The sequence below is a fragment of the Paenibacillus sp. FSL P2-0121 genome (assembly GCF_037975345.1).
GTDB classification, from domain to species: domain Bacteria; phylum Bacillota; class Bacilli; order Paenibacillales; family Paenibacillaceae; genus Paenibacillus_AQ; species Paenibacillus_AQ odorifer.
In genome coordinates this window covers 4,548,073-4,571,152 of the sequence record NZ_CP150245.1, presented here as the reverse complement: position 1 = coordinate 4,571,152, position 23,080 = coordinate 4,548,073, and the positions used below count along the sequence as shown (strand labels likewise).

At 41.8% G+C, this 23,080-nt stretch carries 21 protein-coding genes; 17 read left to right on the top strand and 4 right to left on the bottom strand.

What is annotated here, in order from left to right:
* The first annotated feature begins 7 nt into the window (after positions 1-7).
* From MKY54_RS20305 to MKY54_RS20285, 5 genes are all read left to right on the top strand, one after another.
* Positions 8-685 (top strand): DUF1266 domain-containing protein, encoded by a 678-nt coding sequence (locus MKY54_RS20305; RefSeq protein ID WP_339168663.1) that lies wholly within the window; start codon positions 8-10, stop codon positions 683-685.
* Between the two features lie 688 nt (positions 686-1,373).
* Positions 1,374-1,997, top strand: a complete 624-nt coding sequence (locus tag MKY54_RS20300; RefSeq protein WP_076129871.1) for a TetR/AcrR family transcriptional regulator — start codon at positions 1,374-1,376, stop codon at positions 1,995-1,997.
* A gap of 42 nt (positions 1,998-2,039) precedes the next feature.
* Positions 2,040-3,287, top strand: coding sequence for an MFS transporter (locus MKY54_RS20295; RefSeq protein WP_179088350.1), 1,248 nt, complete (start codon positions 2,040-2,042; stop codon positions 3,285-3,287).
* A 31-nt stretch (positions 3,288-3,318) separates the two neighbouring features.
* Positions 3,319-5,658 carry an ABC transporter permease gene (locus MKY54_RS20290; RefSeq protein ID WP_339168656.1) on the top strand — a complete coding sequence of 780 codons (2,340 nt, stop codon included), beginning with the start codon at positions 3,319-3,321 and terminating at the stop codon, positions 5,656-5,658.
* 14 nt (positions 5,659-5,672) lie between these two features.
* Complete coding sequence (locus MKY54_RS20285; protein WP_339168654.1) at positions 5,673-6,437, top strand: ABC transporter ATP-binding protein; 765 nt, start codon at positions 5,673-5,675, stop codon at positions 6,435-6,437.
* Positions 6,438-6,674: 237 nt separating this feature from the next.
* Here MKY54_RS20285 and MKY54_RS20280 read toward each other — a convergent pair whose 3' ends face one another.
* Positions 6,675-8,537: a rhamnogalacturonan lyase gene (locus tag MKY54_RS20280; protein ID WP_339187718.1), complete on the bottom strand. Its 1,863-nt coding sequence runs from the start codon at positions 8,535-8,537 to the stop codon at positions 6,675-6,677.
* A 156-nt stretch (positions 8,538-8,693) separates the two neighbouring features.
* Here MKY54_RS20280 and MKY54_RS20275 point away from each other — a divergent pair, with 156 nt between their 5' ends.
* Together MKY54_RS20275 and MKY54_RS20270 are read left to right on the top strand one after the other, a co-directional pair.
* The gene (locus MKY54_RS20275; RefSeq protein ID WP_339168650.1) at positions 8,694-9,737 is read left to right on the top strand and encodes a phosphotransferase; all 1,044 of its coding nucleotides are present in this window, start codon (positions 8,694-8,696) and stop codon (positions 9,735-9,737) included.
* A gap of 136 nt (positions 9,738-9,873) precedes the next feature.
* Positions 9,874-10,626 (top strand): hypothetical protein, encoded by a 753-nt coding sequence (locus MKY54_RS20270; protein WP_339168648.1) that lies wholly within the window; start codon positions 9,874-9,876, stop codon positions 10,624-10,626.
* Positions 10,627-10,649: 23 nt separating this feature from the next.
* Here the strand turns inward: MKY54_RS20270 and MKY54_RS20265 are convergent, their stop codons facing one another.
* Positions 10,650-11,915 (bottom strand): MFS transporter, encoded by a 1,266-nt coding sequence (locus MKY54_RS20265; RefSeq protein WP_339187716.1) that lies wholly within the window; start codon positions 11,913-11,915, stop codon positions 10,650-10,652.
* 48 nt (positions 11,916-11,963) lie between these two features.
* Positions 11,964-12,875, bottom strand: coding sequence for a LacI family DNA-binding transcriptional regulator (locus MKY54_RS20260; RefSeq protein WP_076129864.1), 912 nt, complete (start codon positions 12,873-12,875; stop codon positions 11,964-11,966).
* A gap of 641 nt (positions 12,876-13,516) precedes the next feature.
* Between MKY54_RS20260 and MKY54_RS20255 the strand changes: the two genes are divergently transcribed.
* Positions 13,517-14,068 carry a polymer-forming cytoskeletal protein gene (locus tag MKY54_RS20255; RefSeq protein ID WP_076183054.1) on the top strand — a complete coding sequence of 184 codons (552 nt, stop codon included), beginning with the start codon at positions 13,517-13,519 and terminating at the stop codon, positions 14,066-14,068.
* Positions 14,069-14,688: 620 nt separating this feature from the next.
* Positions 14,689-14,934, top strand: coding sequence for a hypothetical protein (locus tag MKY54_RS20250; protein ID WP_339187711.1), 246 nt, complete (start codon positions 14,689-14,691; stop codon positions 14,932-14,934).
* Positions 14,935-14,996: 62 nt separating this feature from the next.
* On the opposite strand, the gene MKY54_RS20245 is transcribed toward MKY54_RS20250, so the two are convergent.
* Positions 14,997-15,614, bottom strand: coding sequence for a histidine phosphatase family protein (locus MKY54_RS20245; protein ID WP_339187708.1), 618 nt, complete (start codon positions 15,612-15,614; stop codon positions 14,997-14,999).
* Positions 15,615-15,772: 158 nt separating this feature from the next.
* On the opposite strand from MKY54_RS20245, the gene MKY54_RS20240 reads away from it, so the two are divergent.
* The 8 genes from MKY54_RS20240 (at position 15,773) to rbsB (ending at position 23,048) form a co-directional block, all read left to right on the top strand.
* Positions 15,773-16,675, top strand: a complete 903-nt coding sequence (locus MKY54_RS20240) for a LysR family transcriptional regulator (RefSeq protein ID WP_339187706.1) — start codon at positions 15,773-15,775, stop codon at positions 16,673-16,675.
* A 62-nt stretch (positions 16,676-16,737) separates the two neighbouring features.
* Positions 16,738-17,205, top strand: a complete 468-nt coding sequence (locus MKY54_RS20235) for a DinB family protein (protein WP_076127369.1) — start codon at positions 16,738-16,740, stop codon at positions 17,203-17,205.
* Between the two features lie 147 nt (positions 17,206-17,352).
* Positions 17,353-18,333, top strand: a complete 981-nt coding sequence (locus MKY54_RS20230; protein WP_076127368.1) for a LacI family DNA-binding transcriptional regulator — start codon at positions 17,353-17,355, stop codon at positions 18,331-18,333.
* A gap of 27 nt (positions 18,334-18,360) precedes the next feature.
* A complete protein-coding gene (gene rbsK, locus MKY54_RS20225) occupies positions 18,361-19,239 on the top strand; it encodes a ribokinase (protein ID WP_076201458.1) in 879 nt (292 codons plus the stop codon).
* Positions 19,240-19,241: 2 nt separating this feature from the next.
* Complete coding sequence (rbsD, locus tag MKY54_RS20220) at positions 19,242-19,637, top strand: D-ribose pyranase (RefSeq protein WP_339187700.1); 396 nt, start codon at positions 19,242-19,244, stop codon at positions 19,635-19,637.
* Positions 19,638-19,658: 21 nt separating this feature from the next.
* Positions 19,659-21,140, top strand: a complete 1,482-nt coding sequence (locus MKY54_RS20215) for a sugar ABC transporter ATP-binding protein (protein ID WP_076218180.1) — start codon at positions 19,659-19,661, stop codon at positions 21,138-21,140.
* Positions 21,141-21,142: 2 nt separating this feature from the next.
* Positions 21,143-22,111, top strand: a complete 969-nt coding sequence (gene rbsC / locus MKY54_RS20210) for a ribose ABC transporter permease (RefSeq protein ID WP_076127362.1) — start codon at positions 21,143-21,145, stop codon at positions 22,109-22,111.
* A gap of 13 nt (positions 22,112-22,124) precedes the next feature.
* Entirely contained in the window at positions 22,125-23,048 is a 924-nt protein-coding gene (rbsB, locus tag MKY54_RS20205; RefSeq protein WP_339187698.1) for a ribose ABC transporter substrate-binding protein RbsB, read from the top strand.
* Positions 23,049-23,080: the final 32 nt, after the last annotated feature.

The following is a 23,080-nucleotide window of genomic DNA, read 5'->3' as shown; positions in this document are numbered from 1 at the left end:
GCTCTACATGCTGAAGGAATACAATGTTAAGCAAAGAAAACGATTGGAAATGTATTTCCGCTGTCTTTCCTCTACCTGCATACGTGGTCTCTTAGGGAGATACTATGTGGTTTATGAATTTGATTTCAGTAATGTCTTCTTCAAAAGAGGATTAATCAAAAATGCTTGTGAAAGATGGAATATCGAGGATGCTAACTCCTTTCATCGCCAGATTCGCTGGCTTCTAGAAGATGGCAACCGTGCAGAATATAGATCTTTACATGCTCGTTTAGCCACACTTTCCGAAACCTCACGCAGTAAATATCTTGAGGCACATAAGGATCATGAGGATTTTGTTAATCTGAAGGTTGTTGCACAAGGTATACATCAGTTGCCTTCTGGTGACATTTCTGCTTTTGGGTTAGCTTGGGTAATTTATCTGAGCCGGATTGGTTATGTTGAAGATTATTTGAAGAAGGAAGAAGCCTGGGATTACAAAATAGAAGCCGCAAGGCAGCTACAAGAACGTTATAGCAGTTGGGCGGATTATTATATAGCCTATTCCTTGGGCAGCAAATTTTCATTAGTACAATCCGGCGGATTAGATAATCTATTTGAGACGGGATTGCAGAAGCTCATGCGAAATAGCAGCATTCTATACAGGGAAGCCGTTTGGGGGCAAAATCTGCAGCCGGAAGCCACTTAGTCCGAACTTAGGTAATTAATACCTATTGAATACCTATTGATTACCTATTGATTACCTATTGAATCCCTATCCCGTGTTGCTTAAGGACCCAGAGGACGCTATTTGCAGATTTATAGCTCTTTGAGTTGGTTTTCGGACTCCAGTGCAGCTATTCCTTGAGGAAGGGGTCTTTTGTGGCGTTTTTCATGCCAATAGTGGCTATGCGGTCCGTTAGGATCCCAAATGGGGGATAATGCAGCGTATAAGGTCAGCTGTGTCCGATAAGCTGCGTCGTAAGTGCAAATGTGATCCAAGCAAACGAAGTTTAGTAGTTTAGTGTTACAACGCGAGCAAAGGTATCTCCATGGATCAGATCAAAGAGCAAGCTAAAAGTAAAACGCAGCAGTAAGACCAAACAGTAAACAATAAGACCAAACAGTAAACGATAAGACTAAACAGTAAATAGTAAGACTAAAACTCAACAGCAAGACAGCAAGACCAAACAGTAAACAGTAAGACTAAAACCCAGCAGTAAAAACCCAACGGTAAAACCCAACAGTATATCCAAAAAAGAGGGAGTTCCAGCTGCTATAACGTAGCTTTTGGAATTCTCTCTTTTTGTGATGCCGGATTAATCTTGACAGGATCTAATATTTGTATATAATTGGAATAGACCGACGGTCGGTCGATAGAATGGAGGACGTTGCAGATGAGAATTTCCAAAGAAGCGGAAGAACGTAGAAATGAAATATTGGATACAGCAGAAATGCTGTTTTTTACGAAAGGGTATACCAAAACGACGGTGAATGATGTCTTGCAGGCTATAGGTATAGCGAAGGGAACCTTTTACTATTATTTTAAATCGAAGGAAGAGGTCATGGATGCTGTTGTGCTGCGATTTATTGATGCTGGTGTAGCAGCTGCTAAGCAAATTGCTGCAGATCCTAAGCTGACCGTTCATGAAAAGCTGCTGCAAATCATTATGGCGCAAAAGCCGGATACGGACAGAAAAAGCCAAATGATTGAGCAGTTCCATCAGGCTGATAATGCACAGCTGCACCAGAAAAGCTTGGTGGAAACCATTTTGCGGCTAACTCCTGTTTTGACGGAGGTCATTGAGCAGGGCATAGAGGAGGGACTGTTTCACAATCCGTATCCCCGGGAGACGATGGAATTTCTATTGATCACCTCTCAATTTCTTTTTGATGAAGGGATATTCAAGTGGCAGCCTGAGGAAATCATCCAGAAGATAAGAGCTTTTATCTATACGATGGAAATTACGCTAGGGGCGGAGAAGGGTAGCTTCGACTATGTGTTTCAAATGTTTGAGTAGGGGAGAGGGAATATTCTGAACAACAAATCCTTCGGAAATTTTATGATCATTTGGATGGGGGAGTGGATATCCAGTATTGGCAGCGGGTTGACGGCTTTCACCTTAGGGGTCTATGTGTTCCAGATGACGCAGACCGCCTCTAGTGTGGCACTTTTAACCTTATGTGCTTTTCTCCCTTCCATTGTGCTCAGTCCTTTTGGCGGCGTGTTAGCGGATCGGTTTGATCGGCGATTGATGATGATAGCAGGGGATTTGTTATCTGCTTTTGGACTTGTATATGTTCTCATCATCATGCTGCTGGGTGAACCTCATTTATGGCAGATTTGTCTGGGCGTGACGTTTAGTTCGATTTTTGTATCCTTGCTTGAACCTGCCTACAAGGCTACCATTACAGATTTATTAACAGAGGAGCAATTTGCCAAGGCTAGTGGTTTAGTTCAGCTTGCTGCGTCCTCAAAATATCTTCTTTCCCCTATCCTTGCCGGGATTTTGCTTAGCTTTATGGATATAAAAACTATCCTGCTTATAGATATCTCAACCTTTCTAGTTACAGTTCTTGCAGTGATGGCTGTTCGCAGGAATCTACAGACTGAACACAGAGTTCCAACGAATCAGTCGTTTGTAAAAGATTTGAAGGAGGGCTGGGATGCTCTTATTTACACGAAAGGTGTACTGCAGCTTACGATCATTTTGTCTGTCGTTACTTTTTATGTGGGTTTTCTCCAAACCTTATATACGCCTATGCTTCTACCCTTTACGGATACGAAAACTCTAGGCACGGTATTATCTGTAAGTGCTATAGGGATGTTGCTCGGCAGTCTGATTATTGGAGTTTTTAGCATCGATCGTAAATATATCAAAGTATTAGCGCTCGGCCTAGGATTCGCCGGACTGTTTTTTTCTTTGGTGGGTCTGACCACGAATGTTGCTTTTATTACAGCTGCTGGTTTTTTATTTTTTGCAACGTTGCCTTTTGTTAATACCAGTGCTGACGTTATGATTCGCAACCATATCCCAAATGACACACAGGGGCGGGCATGGGGGATCATTGGCATTTTATCACAACTCGGTTATGTGGCTGCGTATGCTTTTGCTGGCATATTGGCTGATCAAGTGTTTAATCCTCTTTTACGAGAGGGAGGTCTACTTGCTTCATCAGTAGGTAAGGTGATAGGCACTGGGGAAGGACGGGGAATCGGTTTATTATTTATCATCTCTGGTTTGCTCATCATTATTATGGCATTTGTGATCCCCAGAATGAAATCAATTCGCTGCCTTGAACGTGAATAATTGAACGAATTAGAGAGGAGAAGGCCCGTCAATGCTGCTACGAATTGTAAAAAGAGACCTTCAACGCAATAAAATCATTACCTTCGGATTATTTGTGTTTATCATGTTATCGGCTTTGCTTGTTGCTTCAGCTTCGCAAGTGATTATAGAATTGTCGGGGTCCTTGAATCAGCTATTGATTAAATCCAAAGCCCCTCATTTCGTGCAGATGCACGCAGGACAAATCGACAGCTCAGCAATCGAGAGCTTTACAGCCGCTAATCCACTGGTGAAAGATCAACAAACCGTAGAGATGCTTAACTTGGATGGATCTAACGTTTATCTAGGCAGTAACCAAGGCTCGGAAGCAAACAGCGTGATGGATATCGGCTTTGTAGAGCAGAACCCTTCATTTGATTTGCTGTTGAATTTAGAGAACAAGGTGATTGAGGTATCGGCAGGAGAAATCGCTGTCCCCATTTATTATATGAAGCAAAAGAATCTGAAAATCGGCGACGTAGTTAGTGTTCTAGGTGAACAGTTCGATAAAAAGTTTGTGATTACTGATTTTGTAAGGGATGTCCAAATGAATCCAGCCATGGTCAGCTCCAAACGTTTTGTCGTAAATGCTGCTGACTTTACAGCGCTTAAACAACAGCTCGGCGAACCTGAATACCTGATTGAATTTCAGCTTACAGATCTATCTAAGCTCAATGATTTCCGCAATGAGTATCAATCCTCAAATCTGCCCAATAAAGGCCCCTCCATTGACTATCCTTTATTTAAAACGCTGAATGCACTGACGGACGGGATTATCGCAGTTGTTATTATTTTGGTAAGTGTTCTGCTGATGCTGATTGCTATTTTATGTCTCAGATTTACGATGATCGCTACCTTGGAAGAGGATTACAGAGAGATAGGTGTCATGAAAGCGATTGGGATCACGCAGCAAGATATTCGCAGCATTTATTTAGCAAAATATATCGTGATGGCAGCCGTCGCCTCTGTATGTGGATATTTACTGTCTTTAGGTGTGGTTCGTTTGTTTACAGCCAATATTACTTTGTATTTGGGCGTTGCTCCTGCCAGTATCCTTCATTATTTTGTTCCTGTCCTGGCGGTAGGTTTGATCTTTGGAGTTGTTGTATTCTTTTGCCGGATGATTCTTAGACGCTTTAATCGCATCACGGTTGTAGAAGCTTTACGGTCAGGTACGAGGGGGGAAGCAAAGATTAACACAAGCAGATTTTCACTTAGCAAGCGTAAATTTGTTAACGTGAATGCTTTTCTCGGGGTAAAAGATGTTTACGGGCGCTTCACCATGTACGGATTATTGTTCTTCGTATTTGTGATCAGTTTGTTTATCGTTCTAGTGCCAGTGAATATATTGAATACCCTTCAGTCTCCCCGGTTTGTTTCTTATATGGGTGTCGGTCAGAGCGATATTCGCATTGATTTGCAGCAATCGAACCAAATAGAGAAGCGTTTTAATGAGATGATAACCAAGCTTGAAAATGACCCGGACATCTCTAAATTTTCTCCACTGATTACTTCTAGATTTAAGGTATTAGGTAGTGATGGTGTATGGGAATCGCTAAATGTTGAAACCGGTGACTTTACTATTTTTCCGCTCTCGTATGTTCATGGAGGAACTCCTAGAAGTGCAAGTGAGATCGCTCTTTCTGACCTGAACGCCAAGGAACTGAATAAAAAGGTGGGGGATATCGTTCATTTAGAGGTTGCTGGGGTGGCAAAAAAATTGACCGTTAGCGGGATCTATCAGGATATAACTAATGGTGGCCGAACCGCAAAAGCGCAATTGCCATATGATCCGAAGACGGTTCTCTGGTATGTAGTTGCTTTGGATGTGAACCCGGGAATTTCCGTCCAGGCAAAAATGGATCAGTACACCAAATTATTTTATCCAGCAAAAATCACTCATCTGCAAAGCTATTTAGCTCAGACATTAGGAAATACAATTCGCCAATTGAAGCTGGTTACAGGCTTATCCATCGTTATCGCATTTTCGATTTCGATATTGATTACCTCTTTATTTCTGAAAATGCTGCTTGCCAAGGATTCTTCGCAAACCGCTATTTTGAGAAGTGTTGGCTTTACGTTAGGAGATATTCGTAGGCAATACCTGGTAAGGATGCTGATAATATCAGGGCTGGGCGTCATTCTTGGTACTTTTGCGGCTAACACTCTCGGGCAAAAAATTGCTCAAATGCTAGGCTCTTTTATGGGTGCTTCTAAGATACAGTTTGTAGTCAATCCGGCGGTAGCCTATCTTATTCTTCCTCTACTTTTCATGCTGATTGTAGCGCTCACCACCGTAACAAGCACGATCTCAATGAGAAAATCCAGTATAGCCAAACTAATTGCCGAATGATAGGAGGTGGCAGAATGTTCATATTAGAGTCGAAAGGGTTAAAAAAAAGTTATTCAACAGGGCAAGGAACTCCGCTGTCGATATTAAAGGATGTTCAGCTTCAGGTGTCTCAGGGGGAATTCATAGCTGTCATGGGACCTTCTGGTTCAGGAAAATCAACATTGCTGTATACGATCAGCGGGATGGATAAGTTGACAGAGGGAAGTGTTATTTTTAAAGGGCAGGAGATCAGCGGAGTTTCAGAGAACGAATTAGCCGGTCTGCGCTTAAAGCATATGGGCTTTATTTTTCAGCAAATGCATCTGTTAAAAAACATGAATATCCGCGACAATATCATCCTGTCTGCTTATCGGGCGAGAACCAGCAGCCGTAGAACTATCAATAAAAGAGCAGCTGAGTTAATGAACAAAACAGGAATATCTGCGCTGGCTGAACGTGATATTACACAGGTGTCAGGAGGACAATTACAAAGAGCAGCAATCTGCAGAGCACTCATTAATCAGCCAGATATATTATTTGGCGATGAGCCAACCGGGGCGCTTAACTCAAAAGCAGCTAGTGAAATCATGGACATATTAGCAGATATTAATCAATCAGGAACAACGCTTATAATCGCCACACATGATGCTAAAGTCGCTGCTCAAGCTGAGCGTGTCTTGTATATGCTAGATGGCAGCATTGCAGCTGAGCAACGGCTTGGAAAATATAATCGCGTAGATGGTGAATTGAAAAGGCGGGAGGAGAAGCTTGCGGCCTGGCTATTAAAGCTGGGATTCTGATTGGGGATCTAGCGCTGTACGAATGTCAAACAACGTTTTGCAGTTTAATATCTGCCCAGCACTAAAACCTATCCTATATGCAATAATAACCACTCAATGCGAAGGCATTAAACAATTAAAAAAACTATTAATGCTCCTCGATCATTGCTGATATAAACCGACCAAAAAAGCAATTGCCCCGGCGTATCCGGATAACAGCAATTGCTTTCTTGTTCACTTACTAATTTTTTAGAAAGCTTACGGCACTACGTAGATATTGGGTTTAGACACAGTGGCCATACCGTTGCCTAGGAAAAATCCTGTGTGCGGAGGTTGATTGTAAGCTGTATTCTGCCAGGCAATGCTTAACCGATATACTGGATCATGCATTAAGGTATATATTTTATTGGTGGTGATGTTCGTAGTTGTATAGATTCGTAGAGCCGAGTTATCGGACTTTCTCCAGATAGCCTCTTCGCGCCAGTCTCCAAGCAGGTCGGCCTGTAGGCTTGGCGTTGCTTTGGTACTATTGTTGGATGCTACGCTCGCTCCGGTTAATAAATTGGTAACGGAGTTGCTTGCAGGGTTCCATTTATCGATCTTGACACCATCCAGCAGTTCGCGGGACAAGTCGCCATCCCACCAGATCCCAAAATTCACAGAAGGCATTGAGCTGCTTATTTTGGTGCCTGTAATGGAGTATAGGCCAACGCCGTGAGCCCATACCTCTTCCCCGGGATAATTGGGATCAATATCGGCAGCCATCCCCCGGCCGGTATCTTTTCCCGTGTATACACCCCATAAGACCGTCCCGTTTGCGGCATCCCATACCGCAGCGCCATAGGGAGAACTAGTGTTTTCCATGACTTTAAAAACTTCGAGACCGGGGCGGTTCGGATTTAAATCGCCTACATGCAGCGCGTCTCCATGACCCAGCCCTGTATTGTATAAGGTCGCACCGTTATTATCAATGGTTAAGGCACCATAAATGATCTCATCCTTACCATCGTTATCCACATCGGCTACACTTAAGCTATGATTACCTTGACCGGCGGTTCCAGCATTGGTGGAGCTATTGCTATCAAAGGTCCATTTACGGGTCAAAGCACTGCCATTCCAGTCAAAAGCTACAACGACTGTGCGCGTATAATAACCACGTGCCATAATGATGCTTGGATGTACTCCATCCAGATAGGCTACTCCTGCTAAAAAGCGGTCTACTCGATTGCCGTAATTGTCACCCCAACTGGATACCGTTCCTCTGGCAGGAACATAATCAATCGTGGTTAAGGCTTTGCCCGTTTGTCCGGAAAATACACTCAGATATTCAGGTCCGGTCAGGATATATCCACTGGAATTGCGATAATCTGCACTTGCGTTTCCAAGGGTTACGCCAACTCCGTCAACCGTACCGTCTGCTGTTTTGCAGACTACTTCGGCTTTACCATCACCATTGAAATCATAGACTAGAAATTGAGTATAATGTGCGCCAGCCCGAATATTTTTACCCAGATCAATTCGCCATAGCCGAGTTCCATTCAGCTTATAGGCATCCAGATAGACGTTGCCTGTATAGCCACTTTGCGAGTTGTCTTTGGAATTGGAAGGATCCCACTTCAACACGATTTCATATTCCCCGTCACCGTCTAAGTCGCCCACGCTGGCATCATTGGCACTATAGGCATAACTTACGCCATCTGGCGTAGTGCCGCCAGCCGGAATTTGAATTGGAACGTCCAAATAATTGTTGGCCCATACATTTGCTGCTGGGGAATCAGATTGCTCAATACCGCCAACGATTGCTCGAACTGTATAGCTAGACGAAGTTGTGCCGGCGTTATCCTGATAATTCGTGCTGTCCGTGATTGGGGTAACGTTTACTTTTGTGCCATTGCGGTATAAATTAAAAGAAACCGACAGTTCTTCTGTTCCGAGTAGCCGCCAGCTCACAAATACACCGCTGGATACCTTCACTGCTACTAGTCCCCGATTTAGCTTTTCCGCTTGCCGGGCAGATGCTGCCGACACAGAGGAAAGTGAGCCAAAAGCTGCCGTCCCTAAGGTAAAGACTAAAAACCAAATGATTACAAGATACCCTGATTGATGTAACCGCTTACTCATTAACGAAGCCTCCTTTTCATTTTTGGTTCACGAGGGTTACACAGGATGTCATAGTGAACAGTACATAATATTTCATAAAGATAAAAATATGTTTTAAATTTACTTGAACCATTTTAAATGAGTACGACTTTACTCACACGGAAAGGAATACATAACATGGAAAATATAAGCTATAATTTAAAATTCGCTACACTTTGCGCCAAATATAATCTGGGTCTGTTGATGAATGAACCTGAACCGATAACAGGTGGACTTTTGCACAGAATGTATCGCCTGCAAACGGATAAAGCGCAATACGCAGTAAAGGCCTTAAATCCTCAAATTATGCAACGAGATACAGCAATGTCCAATTATATTTTTTCTGAAATGGTTGCGAATCTGGCTTATCAAAAGGGAATCCATGCTGTTCCGGCAATCGTATCTAATGGCAGTAGTATGCATGAGGTTGAAGGGCAATTTTATTTATTGTTTCCATGGGTTCAGGGGAAGGCATTACCTTTAGATGAAATAGATTTAGATTGTTGTAAAAAGATTGGGGCAATTCTTGCGCAGCTCCACATCATCGATTTCTCACAGGGAACGGATGATCATCACTTTGAAACGCTTAAAGCGTCTAATGCTGCAGTTGAAAATTGGAAGGAGCTTGCTCTCAAAGGAGAGCAGCAGGGTGCAGAATGGTCAAGCTTGCTAGCAGATCACCTGCATAAGATAGAGAATTGGGAGTCATTGATTCATTCTTCAGCGAGTCTATTGACGAATCATTATGTTATCAGCCATCGGGATTTAGACCCCAAAAATGTCTTGTGGGATGAGCAGAAAGTTCCAATAATAATCGATTGGGAAGCAGCAGGACCTATTCATCCTACGTTAGAGCTGATAGATGTAGCTTTATATTGGTCAGGTTCTGAATCGGGAGATTTAAGCAAAAAGGCATTCTCAAATTTGATTAACAGCTATCTGGAGCATGGCGGAGAGATTTATGCGGATTGGCAGGTTGTGCTCAACTATGGCTTTTTGGGAAAATTAGAATGGTTAGCTTACAATATCAGACGTTCGCTAGGACTGGAGAGCTCAGATGATGCAGAACGGGAGCTGGGTACTCGTGAGGTAATCCGTACGATTAATGCATTACACGACTACGCTGATTTTATTCCACAATGTTTATTATGGTTGGGAGATTTAGAGGAAGGTAGTGCCTAATCTATTAAAGGAGAACTTATTTATGAATGTTATTAACGCTACGATGGAAGATATAAATGGATGAGTGTGTTCCGATGGATCGGAAGGGGGTTCACGCCAAAAGTTTAAACTGACTGTACGTTAAAAAGGAGGACTTATGAAGAAGTTTATAGTTATATCTGGCGTCTCGCTATTTTTGCTGGCGATTTCTTTTAACCCATTGTTCAACTATATACGTGAGTACATAATCTCTGATCAAATTAATCAGCGTTATGAGATAAAGCATGCTGAAAAAGAATATAACCCAATAAACGTACAAGAGATAACGGTTGATGATAAGAATATTAAAATCAGGGAAGAAAAAACAGGCAGGAAAGCAGATTTGACCCCATGGGATGAAGAGGAGAAGGTCCCGCCTGGTGATATTGTCAAAGTTCAGTTCTTATTAAATGATCAAAAAATCTCCACCCCTGATGAAATATGGCTATCCAATCGGGACAGAGGCAGCCGGTATTTTTCGTGGATAGATATTCTCACAGTAAAGGACCGAAAGACTGGTGAGAAACAAATAAGTATAGTCCAAAGACTGACCGATGATAGTCAACCCATGGAAACAAGAAAATGGAAAATCATTACGATTGCCCAAGACGGAGAAGTAGACGAAGAGGTTCTCAGCTATGCGCAAAGAAGCAACAATCATTTAGGCGTCAGGCTAATCGAGTTCTCCGGTACCTCCCTTATGGGTATGGGCTATTATTCAGATGTTACTAAGGCCTACCCTAGTATTTTCTTCCCACTCCTATTTCCGTTTCTAACTGGTATAGCGGGTCTCCTGTTATTGATTTTTCTGATTGTTCTTTTACTGTTTGAGCTTCATTTTAGAAGTGTTATTAGAAAAAGAGGGCGATAAAGAACACAGGATACGTTCTGAAATTACTTGTAGTTTCGAATTACCTTTAATTTAGTGATAGTTGATAAGGCAAACAGCAGCAGTAAGACTCCGATTGAACCCATGACAGGACCAGGGCTGAAGAGATCAGACAAGAACGAGACAGCAGTAAGACCAATGGTTGGGGCTACACTCATGATAGAACCTAATACACCAAACACCCTACCCTGGATGTCTTCTGAAACTTCCAGCCTAAGGATTGTATTAATCAGCAACGTGGAGAATGAGAACATGAAGCCAATCACAAGAATGATAGGAATGGCAATCGCAGCGGAAGTGACGAATGATAACAGGAGGTACAGGGGACCGAGACATAGCAGTCCAGTCATAATAAGGAAACCTCTGTTTTTCAATTTGGAGCCGAGCAGCAAGATCAGACCGGATCCGATCATATAACCAAGTGGAATACAGGCTTCAATAAGTCCAAACTGAAAGGGAGTGGAATCCCACACGTTGACAGCCATAACCTGGGTCAACATCAGGGAGGGGACAAAAAATAAGGTTAAGGTAGGAAGCATAATCATAACGGCGCGTGCAAAAGGGTACCTCCAAATATAGTGAATTCCATCGATCAAATCCTGTGTGAATTTCCGTTCTTTCTTGGGCACGTTATTTAATTGAGTTGGCAAAGGAAGGGAACGGACCGCTAACACGAGCAGAAAGGAGAGGAAGAATGTAGCTCCATCAAATAAAATAGCGTCGGCTGCTCCAAAACTCGCTACGAAAATCCCACCGGCGGAATAACCAATAGTCCGGCAGATGTTTTCAGACAAGTTCAACAGTCCTACCGCTTTTTGTAGATGTTCTTTACCAACAACAGTAGTGATAGAAGCTTGGTATGCCGGGGACTGGAATAAAGCTGAAATGGTCGTAAGACCCGTCAGTATGGCGACGATAATGAACGAAGTAGAGGGCAGGGAAATGGCTAAAGCTAGCGTCACTACGAGTCCGCAACTTATCAGATCTGTGATCAGCATGAGGGTTCGACGATTGACCCTATCCGCAAAAGTTCCCCCTATCGATCCGAGCAAAGAACTAAGCAATAAATTGATTATCGTGATGATGGCAATCATTTTGGCGCTGCCGGTCGTTTGCAGTACCCATAAACTTAAAGCAATACTATGAAAAGTGTTACCGAACAAGGAAATGGAGTACGAACTGAGTAGCAGCAGGAATCTCCGATTTCCCCAAAGAGAGGGATGAGCTTGAACAGCAGAGGGAACTTGTTTCACTAATACAGGACCAGGCATAAGTTATGCTCCTTTCAACTTAAACGCTTAAGTGAATAGCCAAAAAAATTATTCTACAAAATAACAATTATTTTCTTGTGCGGAGTAGTCAGAATGATGCAATAATTTGTCCATGAGTTCAAATGCAGTAGCCGCTTTATCCCCTGTGAAAATGAATTTATGAACGTCATCGCCTAATATTTCCGGACAATTGCAGGTGCAAAGAACAGAGAGTTGTTCGAACCTCCCGTTTTTTTCAACGTAACTTCCAATAAACTCATTAATGACAATGGCCTCTTTATAGCCCCCCTCCTGTAAGAATGTATTTAATTCCTCCAAATTGACAACGGTGAATATCGCTTCTTCAGGTAATGGAAGACTGTCCTGAATAAAGCGGGTGAGGAAAGAGTTATTGAAGCTCTCCATAATTAAACATACCTGTGAAAGGTCCTGTGGTTTTACCTTTTGCAGAGCTGCTCGATAGTTGAAAAAGACTTGCTTAAAGAGTTTATCTTCTATCATGCTGTCGATCAGAATCAAAGGAATTCCTTCTACAAAATGCTTGGAGATCGAATAAAAGGCTTCCTCGCGCACATCGATCAGAAATACAGCCTCCAGCTTTCTTTCTACGATAATATCCAAAGAAGGCTGGTCAACATCAAGTGAATATAGCAGCGTATGGTAACCAGCATTTGTTAACCGTTGTTCCAAGGCATGTATAAATGAGAACTGGGCATGGAGCTTCCAGTGTGGGGTATGGGCTGCTGTGTTAACAAGCACACCGACCAATCCTGTTTTCTGATTCGCAAGTGAACGTGCTGCCAGATTCGGTATGTAATGCAGTTCCTCGGCAAGCTGAAGAATCTGCTGGCGCGTTTTCTCAGGAATGGTTTGGTTGCCGACACGATTCAGAACATAGCTCACTGTTGCGACGGAGACATTGGCACGAAGTGCGATGTCCTTCATGGTTGTCTTTTTCACCAGTAAATAGCTCCCTTATCCTTGTGATATTTTCTAAAGATTAACATTCTGATTCTAAAGCGTCAATGGGGGGTGAGAGAGCAGTCAGATGACCCTGTTAAGTAGCTAGAAATGGAAGAATGTAGCCCGTGAGATTCAACTCTGGGAAGATCTGCTTGATAATCGTCTTAAGCTAAATTATACGAAACAAGCTTTATGCAAAAGCTGAAAAAATGTTTATTGACCCAATGGTCATCCTTCCGCTGTATTATTTTTATGCTGGAGTTTTGCATAAACCTAACATTAAAAAAGTAAGCGTAGAGTATGATGGTTCCATATCTTTTTCAAGAGGATATCTAATCTAAAGATTTATAGTAATAAAGATTATGAGGATACTTCCGCAGTTATTGGGAGTGTCCTTTTTGTATGGAATTAAGCACCTTTGTGACCTTTCTTAAAATTTGGGTAAATAAGTATTAAGATCCATGAACCTAAAACGGGCAGCGAGATGAGGTGTTACTTATGGATACGATTCCGGATGGAAAGGAGTGATCTTTGTGAAACCGCTTCAGATAACGACACAATATTGTGAAAATTTTCACCTGTTTATTAAAAATTTTAATATATAATTAATTTATAATCAAAAACAAGGGGGATTTCAAATGAAGTTATTTAAAATGATGTTAGTAGCAGGCGTCTCGGTTGCAGTCTTGTCTGGTTGTGGTGCGAATAATAATAATGCGACTAATTCGGCGGCTACTACGGCTCCAACTACAGAGCAAACGGATGCAGTTACTACAGCTTCAATCGTAAATCAAGCAGATGCGTTTACCAAGGCTGTAAGTAAAGATGGAAATTGGATTATTGCCATTCTAAATGATGTGACGATTGCCCAAGATGTTGTTGTTGAAGGCGAATTCCATGATAAAGGGGCCGCAGACGGCGACATCTACCGTAAGATTGCTCTTTATGCCCAAGACGCTGATCACAAAGTTACTGCCAATTACACACTCACTGTACCTAAGTTAACTGTACAAAGTGAAAATTTACGAGTTCAAGGCGGAACCATTAAAGGTGATGTTTATGTAGAAGCGAACGGATTTAATCTGCATGAAACCTCGACTATTGATGGAAATCTTTACTTCGCAAACGAAGATGTGAAAGCAACTGCAGGGATTGAAGGTAAAGTGACTGGGGCAACTGAAGTTAAATAAGTTAGTGATGTTTTCGATTAGTTAGATGTAGAAGTTGAAGGACTAAATAGATAGAATTATTCGGATAGGTTCAGGAAAAAGGAATCAGTATGAATGGGCAAACTCATAATGGACTACTCCCCATCTAGTTACCATATGAGAGCCGACGGAAGCTTTGAAGTAACAAGTAATGGAGTATTGAAGTGTACAGTAGATGGTTTTAACTGTATTTTGTACAACTAGTATGCTCAAAATGCTCGGCCAATGAAAATAGCTGTATTTAGTACATCTATTTTCTTGATTTAATACTCTACAGGCTATTTCTCTAGTTTTTAATTGTATAGAATACACTTAAAGTTAGAATTAGCCCTTGTGGATATGGAATAAGTGTATAGAATGCAGTTATCTTACAAATTTCAACAAGATAGTGCGTTACAACGGAGTGGGTAACCGAAAGCTACGAATGATTAAGCTTAGCTCGTAACCTACTCAAGCAAACCACCGCAGACCCAAAACACCAGGCAGTGAACCTCCAACGGAGAATCGCTGCCTGGTTGTTTTTTGTGGATGAATATATGAACTATTGTTGATTTTCTTCATATTGACTTATAATATTACTACCACTACTAGGAGGAACACATATGTCTAAGGAGTATTCGCGCACATATATTGAGAGCGTAAAGCTTGAAATGTTAAATAGGTTGGGATTAAAGCAGGTGTTCTTCAAGGAGCAAATAGGGGATAGCCTAATTTTTGAAGCTGTGGGCTTTGATAAAGGGGCAAAACATCGCTTTTGCGTTAGACCAAAGACGAAAACGATTGATGAATTCATTTTAGGCAAATGGATGAAGGTCCGCAGTTTTATAATCAAAAGTGTGGATATTTAATGTTGAACCCTATAAAGGTAGCCCCGTTAATCGGAGTTACCTTTTTATTTTTTGACCCATAATCATTGATAATGTGAAGTATCTCCATACAGATTGATGGTTGTATTGTTATTAGTTAGGGTTACTTTACATAATGCTGTAGAGAGAATATCCGGTAACTCTCCAATTTCCTGCAATGATTTATTGAGAAAATAAGCCATAATGACTTTTAAAGTCATCCGATGCGTGACGATGAGCACTTCTAGCCCTACGTTATCGTTTATGATGCGCTCCATTGTCGGCACTACTCTTTGTTCAAGCTGCTTGTAAGTTTCACCTGAGGTTAGAGGAATATATAGATCGGGTCTGGTGAAAAAATGGGAATATTGTAAAGGGGATTCTAGTTGTATCTGATCCGTATTCATTCCTTCCCAGCTCCCCATGTTAATTTCCATTAAAGAAACTTGCTGATGAATAGGTAAACTCCGCTTTCCCCGTAAAATCTGCGCAGTATGCAATGCTCTTGGACTAGTACTAGAATAAATTGCGCCTAAGTTTTCTACTTCCAAACGATCTCTTAACCATTCCGCCTGCTGTTCACCCAAGGCTGTAAGCGCAGAATTTTGATGCCCTTGCATTCGTTTTTGTAAATTCCATTCTGTTTGCCCGTGGCGGGTTAAGTAGAATACTGTCTTTGTCATTAACGTGACCTCCCTAATGAATAGTTGTAAGTATAAGATAAATAAATATAAATAAACAATATATAATAGTTAACATCCATAATGTATAGTTATAATAAAATGGCTGAGGATAAGCGGCGAATACAGATATTATTTTATAAAGTGAGGAAGAGTTGACGATGAACTATCATGTATTAAAATTGTTTTATTACGTTGCGATCACAGGTAGTGTGACCAAAGCCTCTGAACGTTTGCATATCAGTCAACCCGCTATATCAGCGCAAATCCGTAAGTTTGAACGGGAGAATCATATTTTATTATTTGAAATTAAAGGAAAGAGGATGGTGCTCACCCCTTTAGGAAAAAGGTTAATCGAACCTCTTGAGAAGTTTTTTGCCATGGGTGATCAAGTCCAGCAAATCATTGAAGACTATCACAAATTTCCTGAGGGGAATCTGCGGATTGCAGGTAATTATTTGGCGACAAGCATCCTCATTCCCCGGTGGGCGTCATTATTCAAACAATCTTTTCCGGAAGTTAACATTCAGATCACTACTACTAATTCTCATGGTGTCATGGGAAAATTAAATAATTTTGAAGCAGACGTGGCGATTTACAGTGATATGGAGTTTCCTTCGCATAATACAGGAGTGTTCGAACATCGGGAGTTATATAGGGACGAGTATATATTCGTGGTTTCTTCCCATCACCCTATTGCCAATCAGCAGGCTAGCTTTGAAGAAGTAATGTCTGAAGCATTTATTATGAGGGAAGAGGGCAGTGCAGCCAGAGAGCAGCTTGTCCGGTTGTGTGAAGAAAGAAGTGTACAGCAGCCAACGATTGGGCTTCAATTTAATGGAGTGAATGAAGTTATTCAAGCTGTCATTGCCGGTTATGGAATTAGTTATGTATCCGCTTTGTTGGCGAAACCTTATCTTGATCAGGGAACATTAGCTAAAATAGCAGTAGAAAATGTAGTCTCCAAGCATTCGATATGGATGGGCTACAGAAAGAAGGAACTTCAAGAAAGTTATATGCAGTCGTTTATTACGCTCGTTATGAAACAATTAAGTATAAAATAATTTTAGGAAATTAAAGATAATCTCATGGTAAACTATGGATGAAAATATTAGGAGGGGTCATAATGGATCAAATTGTATTCAAACAAATTAAGTTTGTGCGAAGTGTTACTGTGCGTGCTGTCGAGGGACTATCTGAGGGAACTTTGAATAGCATTCCAGAAGGGTTTAATAACAATATCCGATGGAATTTGGGACATATTTATTTGGTGCAAGAGAAGTTTGCCTTTCATTCTGCTCGGGAGCTTATGCAATTGCCGGCAAGCTTTGAACGCTTATTTGCGAAAGGGACTAAACCAGCCGAGTGGAATGAGGAACCGCCAACGCTTGAAGTTTTACTTGAGATGCTTACGGAGCAACCCAAACGGATCCAGGAAGCTTTTCACAATCGCTTAAGTGAGCAAGTAACTCCTCTTACAACAGGAAGTGGATTAACCTTAAATTCAATCGGTGAATTCATAAATTTCACACTTTACCATGAAGGTATGCATTTCAATACAATAAAATTATTAAATCGCTTTGCAGATAAATAAATTCAAATAACAAAAGATATCGATATATAGTTGGTATCTTTTGTTAGCTTTATGATCGAAAAAAAGATTTGTAAATGAAAAGGTTATGTGATAATCTAATTTATGTAATACATGTAACCGGTTACACATTGGGGGATGAATGAAAGAATGATGACGATCAAAGATGTCGCAAAAATAGCTGGAGTTTCGGTAGCAACAGTCTCACGGGTTATAAATGAATCTGGATATGTGAATATCGATACTCGCAAAAAGGTTGAGGCAGCGATCAAAGAAATGAATTATACCCCTAATGAGGTTGCAAGATCATTATACAAGCGGAAATCTAAATTAATCGGGCTGCTCTTGCCTGATATTACTAACCCGTTCTTCCCGCAGTTAGCGCGGGGGATAGAGGATCGGATGCAGGAGCAAGGTTATCGGATCATCTTTGGCAATAGTGATGAGAACGAGGACAAAGAGATGGATTATATTCAAACCTTTATCCAAAACAATGTCATTGGCATGATATCGTCAACCAATTTCCCTGAGAGTGACGTTTATTCTAACTTGAAGATTCCGGTTGTATTTCTGGACCGTACTTCTAATGATAGCCCTTCCGTATACGCAGATGGCAAAAAGGGCGGACGTCTTGCAGCACAGGAGATTATCGCACGGGGAAGCAAAAAAATTACAGTGATACAAGGACCGGCGCATATCAAACCTGCACAAGATCGATTTCTTGGGGCGATTGAAGTCCTTAATGAAATGGGAATCAGCTATAATGTGATCGAAACTTCATCCTTCTCCCATACAGTAGCAGAACAATGGGCTGTGGAGTTATTTGATAAATATATAGATACGGATGGCGTAATTGCCAGTAATGATATTGTGGCGACGGCAGTCATTCATGAAGCACATCGTTTAGGTAAAAGAGTGCCGCAGGATCTGCAAATCATCGGATTTGATGATATTCCGCTCAGCAGCTTGTTGTCACCTGCTTTATCCACCATTCGCCAGCCGGCACATGATATGGGTAGAGAAGCAGCGGGTTTACTTATTAAGCTAATTGAGCAAGATAAGGTGGAAGAGAAGATTATTCAACTACCCGTTAGCTTTGTGGAGCGGGAAACTACAAGAAGTAAAGAATAGATGACAACATGAGAAAGGTTGATGAATATGGCTAAGATATGTGTAATTGGCAGCTGTTCAATGGATTTAGTAGTGACTTCGAATAAGCGGCCTCACGCGGGTGAGACTGTGCTTGGAGAACAATTCTCCACCGTTCCGGGCGGTAAGGGTGCGAACCAAGCCGTCGCTGCTGCCCGTCTAGGAGCAGAAGTTACGATGGTTGGTTGTGTAGGTGATGATTTCTATGGTACCGCTATCATGGATAATCTGAAAAAGAATCGCGTTTTTACCGCCAATGTGGAACCGGTTACACATGTCGAAAGTGGGACAGCTCACATCATTTTAGCGGAAGGCGATAACAGCATTATCGTTGTAAAAGGAGCCAATGATTTAGTTACTCCTGCATTGGTTGAACGGGCACTTGAGAATATTAAAGGCTCTGACATGGTATTAATCCAACAAGAAATTCCGGAAGAGACGGTGTCTTATGTAAGTGAGATTTGCTATAAATTCAATGTGCCTATGTTGCTTAACCCAGCACCTGCTCGGCCTATCAGTGAAACGATTATAAACAATGCCACCTATTTAACTCCCAATGAACATGAATGTGCAATATTATTTCCTGAGATGAGTACTGCTGAAGCTTTACGCAAATATCCCAATAAGTTATTTATAACCGAGGGCAGCAATGGTGTGCGTTATTACGATGGTAAACAGGAAGTTTTAGTTCCCACCTATAAAGTGAATGCTATAGATACCACTGGAGCAGGAGATACTTTTAATGCGGCATTTGCTGTTGCTCTAGCTGAAGGCAAGTCTATTCGAACTAGTGTAAAGTTTGCCAATCGCGCCGCTTCTTTATCCGTCACAAAATTTGGTGCCCAAGGTGGCATGCCAACAAGAGTAGAGGTGGAGGTGAGTCTTTAATTATGAAAAAACAAGGAATCTTAAACAGTCATATTTCCAAAGTGCTTACTGACTTAGGCCACACCGATACGATTGTCATTGCTGATATTGGATTACCCGTTCCATCTGGTGTTCCAAAGATTGATTTAGCGCTTAAATTGGGAGTTCCCAGCTTTCAAGAGATTGTCGAAATCATATCAGAGGATATGGTCATAGAGAAAGTTATCGTGGCAGAGGAATTAGCAGCAAAAAATAAAGACACTTCTGAATACTTGAATGACAAATTTAAGGAAATACCTATAGAGGCGATTTCACATGAACAATTTAAATTGTTAACCCGGCATGCGAAGGTCATCATTCGTACGGGGGAAGCTAAGCCGTATGCAAACTGTATTTTACAAGCCGGGGTCTATTTTTGATAAAAAGGGGGTTCAAAGCATATGCACATTACGATGAAGGATATTTATAAATCTTTTGGGGCTAACCGTGTGTTGACGGGTGTGGATTTTGAGCTGAAGGATGGTGAAGTTCATGCCCTAATGGGAGAGAATGGTGCAGGAAAGTCTACTCTGATGAACATTTTGATTGGACTGCATCAGCGTGATCAAGGAACCATTAGTATAGATGGTCAGGAAACATACTTTAACAATCCCAAAGAGGCTGAACGTTATGGGATCGCTTTTATCCATCAGGAGTTGAATGTGTGGCCGGATATGACAGTTCTAGATAATCTGTTTATTGGTAAGGAACGAACCTCCAAACTAGGGATCTTAAATATGAAAGAAATGAAAGCGTTAGCAAATGAACAGTTTCGTAAGCTCTCCGTAACGATTCCCTTAAATCAAGAGGCGGGGGAATGTTCGGTAGGGGAGAAACAGATGATTGAGATTGCAAAAGCGCTTATGACTCATGCAAAAGTTATCGTCATGGACGAACCGACAGCGGCATTAACCGAACGGGAAATCCAGAAATTGTTCGAAGTCATAACTTCCCTTAAAAAGGAAGGCGTCTCCATCGTGTATATTTCGCACCGGATGGAAGAGATTTTTACGATATGTGACCGAATAACGGTCATGCGAGATGGGAAAACAGTAGACACGAAGCCCATTCCAGAGACTAACTTCGATGATGTAGTTCGGAAGATGGTAGGGCGTGAATTAACCGACCGGTTTCCTGAGCGTACCTCCAAACCCGGAGAGGTTGTTCTTGAAGTTAAAAATGCCACGAAAAAAGGGCAATTTAAAGATGTTAATTTCTCCGTTCGTTCGGGTGAGATCTTAGGTTTCTCAGGATTAATGGGATCTGGACGAACAGAAATGATGAGAACCTTATTCGGATTGGAATCGTTAGACCGTGGTGAGATTATGGTGCGGGGAGAAAAGGTCACGATTCGAAATCCCAATGATGCGATGAAGGCGGGGATAGGATTCGTTACGGAGGACCGTAAAGATGAAGGGTTAGTGCTTGATTTCTCTATTCGAGACAATATGGTGCTTACAAATTTATATAGCTTCGCTCCTAAGGGTGTAATCATTGATAAAAAAGAACAAGAATTTGTAGACATACTTATCAAGCGGCTGCACATCAAGACACAGTCTTCCTCCACTTTAGTCCGGAATTTATCCGGGGGGAATCAACAAAAGGTGGTCATCGCCAAATGGATTGGGATCGGCTTAAGTGTGCTTATCCTCGATGAACCTACCCGTGGAGTGGACGTAGGAGCTAAACGGGAGATCTATCAGCTCATGAACGAATTAACGGAACGTGGAGTCGCCATAATCATGGTATCGTCAGAGCTTCCTGAAGTCTTAGGAATGAGCGACCGGATCGTAGTGGTTCATGAAGGGGAAATTAGTGGAGAGCTATCACAACAAGAAGCTACGCAAGAAAAAATCATGACGTTAGCTACAGGGGGGCAATAGTAATGACAACTATCAAAGGTGAGAGAGAAAATAAAGGTTTTCAAATCGGGCAAATTACACAGAAGCTAGGTCCATTACTAGGGCTGATTATTCTAATTGTTATCGTTACGGTGTTGAACCCAAGCTTTATGGAGCCCCTTAATATCCTGAACTTGCTTAGACAAGTTGCCATAAATGCGCTTATCGCTTTTGGGATGACCTTTGTTATTCTAACGGGTGGTATCGATTTATCGGTGGGTTCTATTCTAGCCCTATCCAGTGCCTTCACCGCTAACCTGATGTTGTCTGGTTGGGATCCTGTCTTAGCCATTATTGTAGGTTGTTTAGCGGGTGGCGTGATGGGGATGGTTAACGGACTGATGATTACAAAAGGTAAAATGGCGCCATTTATCGCTACGTTGGCGACCATGACGATTTTCCGGGGATTAACACTTGTATACACAGACGGTAATCCGATCACAGGTCTCGGAGACAGCATGACCTTCCAATTGTTTGGCCGTGGATATTTACTGGGAATACCTGTACCTGCTATAACAATGATCATCGTCTTCGCAGTCTTATGGGTTGTATTGCACAAAACTCCATTTGGTCGTAAAACCTATGCCATTGGTGGTAATGAAAAAGCATCTATTATTTCAGGGATTAAAGTCGACCGCATTAAAATAATGATCTATTCATTGACCGGTATGTTGTCCGCATTGGCAGGAGCGATCCTGACTTCCAGATTGAACTCAGCGCAACCCACAGCAGGCACATCTTATGAGTTGGATGCTATCGCAGCTGTAGTATTAGGCGGTACGAGCTTAACTGGTGGTCGTGGACGTATCGTGGGCACATTGATTGGTGCACTGATTATCGGGATTTTGAACAATGGATTGAACTTGCTCGGCGTATCTTCTTTTTACCAAATGGTGGTCAAAGGGATCGTTATTGCCATTGCCGTACTCATAGACCGTAAGAAAGCCGTATAAGGGGGATTCCAACATGAAAAAGTTAACTTTGATTCTTACTTCCTTACTATTAATTCTCATGACAGGTTGTTCCTTGGAGCCTCCAGAGTGGGCTAAGCCTAGCAGTGGTGGAAGCCTGGAGAATATGAAGATTGGATTATCCATATCTACATTGAATAACCCCTTCTTTGTATCCGTTAAAGATGGTGTTTTGGCCGAGGCTAAGAAGCAAGGCTTGGAAGTCCTTGTCATTGATGCCCAAAATGATTCTGCTAAACAAAGTAATGACGTCGAAGATTTGATGCAAAAAGGTGTGAATGCGTTATTGATCAATCCAGTGGATTCATCAGCGATCTCGACGGTAGTGCAAACAGCTAACAGTTTAAATATTCCCGTCGTTACGTTGGACCGTTCCGCAGATCAAGGGGATATCAAAGCTCTTGTTGCCTCTGACAATGTAAAGGGTGGCTCTATGGCAGCAGAATATATTGTAGAGCAGCTTGGGAAAGGTGCAAAGGTCATCGAGTTAGAAGGATCCCCAGGAGCGTCAGCGACTCGGGAACGCGGTAAGGGATTCCATGAGATTGCGGACAGCCAGCTAGAGGTCATTGCTAAGCAAACAGCTGATTTCGACCGCACGAAAGGCCTGACCGTTATGGAGAACCTTCTGCAAGGAAATCCTGGCGTACAAGCAGTTTTCGCTCATAATGATGAAATGGCGCTAGGTGCTATTGAAGCCATTCAAAGTTCAGGCAAGAATATCCCTGTGATTGGTTTTGATGGAAATGAAGATGCACTTAAATCCATCGAAGCTGGTAAATTAACAGGAACCGTTGCGCAGCAGCCTGAATTAATTGGTCAACTAGCCATTCAAGCCGCTAAGGATGTATTAGAAGGCAAAACCGTAGAGAAGCTGATTGCGGCACCGCTTAAACTAGTTGTTAAAGAGTCAAAATAATAATCATTATAGAAAAAGACTGCGCTCACCGA

What these genes read in the sequence shown, in the direction of transcription:
- MKY54_RS20215 (WP_076218180.1), top strand. Translation starts at nt 19,659, where the DNA reads ATGCACATTACGATGAAGGATATTTATAAATCTTTTGGGGCTAACCGT.
- MKY54_RS20300 (WP_076129871.1), top strand. Translation starts at nt 1,374, where the DNA reads ATGAGAATTTCCAAAGAAGCGGAAGAACGTAGAAATGAAATATTGGAT.
- MKY54_RS20240 (WP_339187706.1), top strand. Translation starts at nt 15,773, where the DNA reads ATGAACTATCATGTATTAAAATTGTTTTATTACGTTGCGATCACAGGT.
- MKY54_RS20285 (WP_339168654.1), top strand. Translation starts at nt 5,673, where the DNA reads ATGTTCATATTAGAGTCGAAAGGGTTAAAAAAAAGTTATTCAACAGGG.
- MKY54_RS20235 (WP_076127369.1), top strand. Translation starts at nt 16,738, where the DNA reads ATGGATCAAATTGTATTCAAACAAATTAAGTTTGTGCGAAGTGTTACT.
- rbsC (WP_076127362.1), top strand. Translation starts at nt 21,143, where the DNA reads ATGACAACTATCAAAGGTGAGAGAGAAAATAAAGGTTTTCAAATCGGG.
- MKY54_RS20265 (WP_339187716.1), bottom strand. Translation starts at nt 11,915, where the DNA reads ATGCCTGGTCCTGTATTAGTGAAACAAGTTCCCTCTGCTGTTCAAGCT.
- MKY54_RS20230 (WP_076127368.1), top strand. Translation starts at nt 17,353, where the DNA reads ATGATGACGATCAAAGATGTCGCAAAAATAGCTGGAGTTTCGGTAGCA.
- MKY54_RS20290 (WP_339168656.1), top strand. Translation starts at nt 3,319, where the DNA reads ATGCTGCTACGAATTGTAAAAAGAGACCTTCAACGCAATAAAATCATT.
- rbsK (WP_076201458.1), top strand. Translation starts at nt 18,361, where the DNA reads ATGGCTAAGATATGTGTAATTGGCAGCTGTTCAATGGATTTAGTAGTG.
- MKY54_RS20245 (WP_339187708.1), bottom strand. Translation starts at nt 15,614, where the DNA reads ATGACAAAGACAGTATTCTACTTAACCCGCCACGGGCAAACAGAATGG.
- rbsB (WP_339187698.1), top strand. Translation starts at nt 22,125, where the DNA reads ATGAAAAAGTTAACTTTGATTCTTACTTCCTTACTATTAATTCTCATG.
- MKY54_RS20255 (WP_076183054.1), top strand. Translation starts at nt 13,517, where the DNA reads ATGAAGTTATTTAAAATGATGTTAGTAGCAGGCGTCTCGGTTGCAGTC.
- MKY54_RS20250 (WP_339187711.1), top strand. Translation starts at nt 14,689, where the DNA reads ATGTCTAAGGAGTATTCGCGCACATATATTGAGAGCGTAAAGCTTGAA.
- rbsD (WP_339187700.1), top strand. Translation starts at nt 19,242, where the DNA reads ATGAAAAAACAAGGAATCTTAAACAGTCATATTTCCAAAGTGCTTACT.
- MKY54_RS20270 (WP_339168648.1), top strand. Translation starts at nt 9,874, where the DNA reads ATGAAGAAGTTTATAGTTATATCTGGCGTCTCGCTATTTTTGCTGGCG.
- MKY54_RS20280 (WP_339187718.1), bottom strand. Translation starts at nt 8,537, where the DNA reads ATGAGTAAGCGGTTACATCAATCAGGGTATCTTGTAATCATTTGGTTT.
- MKY54_RS20275 (WP_339168650.1), top strand. Translation starts at nt 8,694, where the DNA reads ATGGAAAATATAAGCTATAATTTAAAATTCGCTACACTTTGCGCCAAA.
- MKY54_RS20295 (WP_179088350.1), top strand. Translation starts at nt 2,040, where the DNA reads ATGATCATTTGGATGGGGGAGTGGATATCCAGTATTGGCAGCGGGTTG.
- MKY54_RS20305 (WP_339168663.1), top strand. Translation starts at nt 8, where the DNA reads ATGCTGAAGGAATACAATGTTAAGCAAAGAAAACGATTGGAAATGTAT.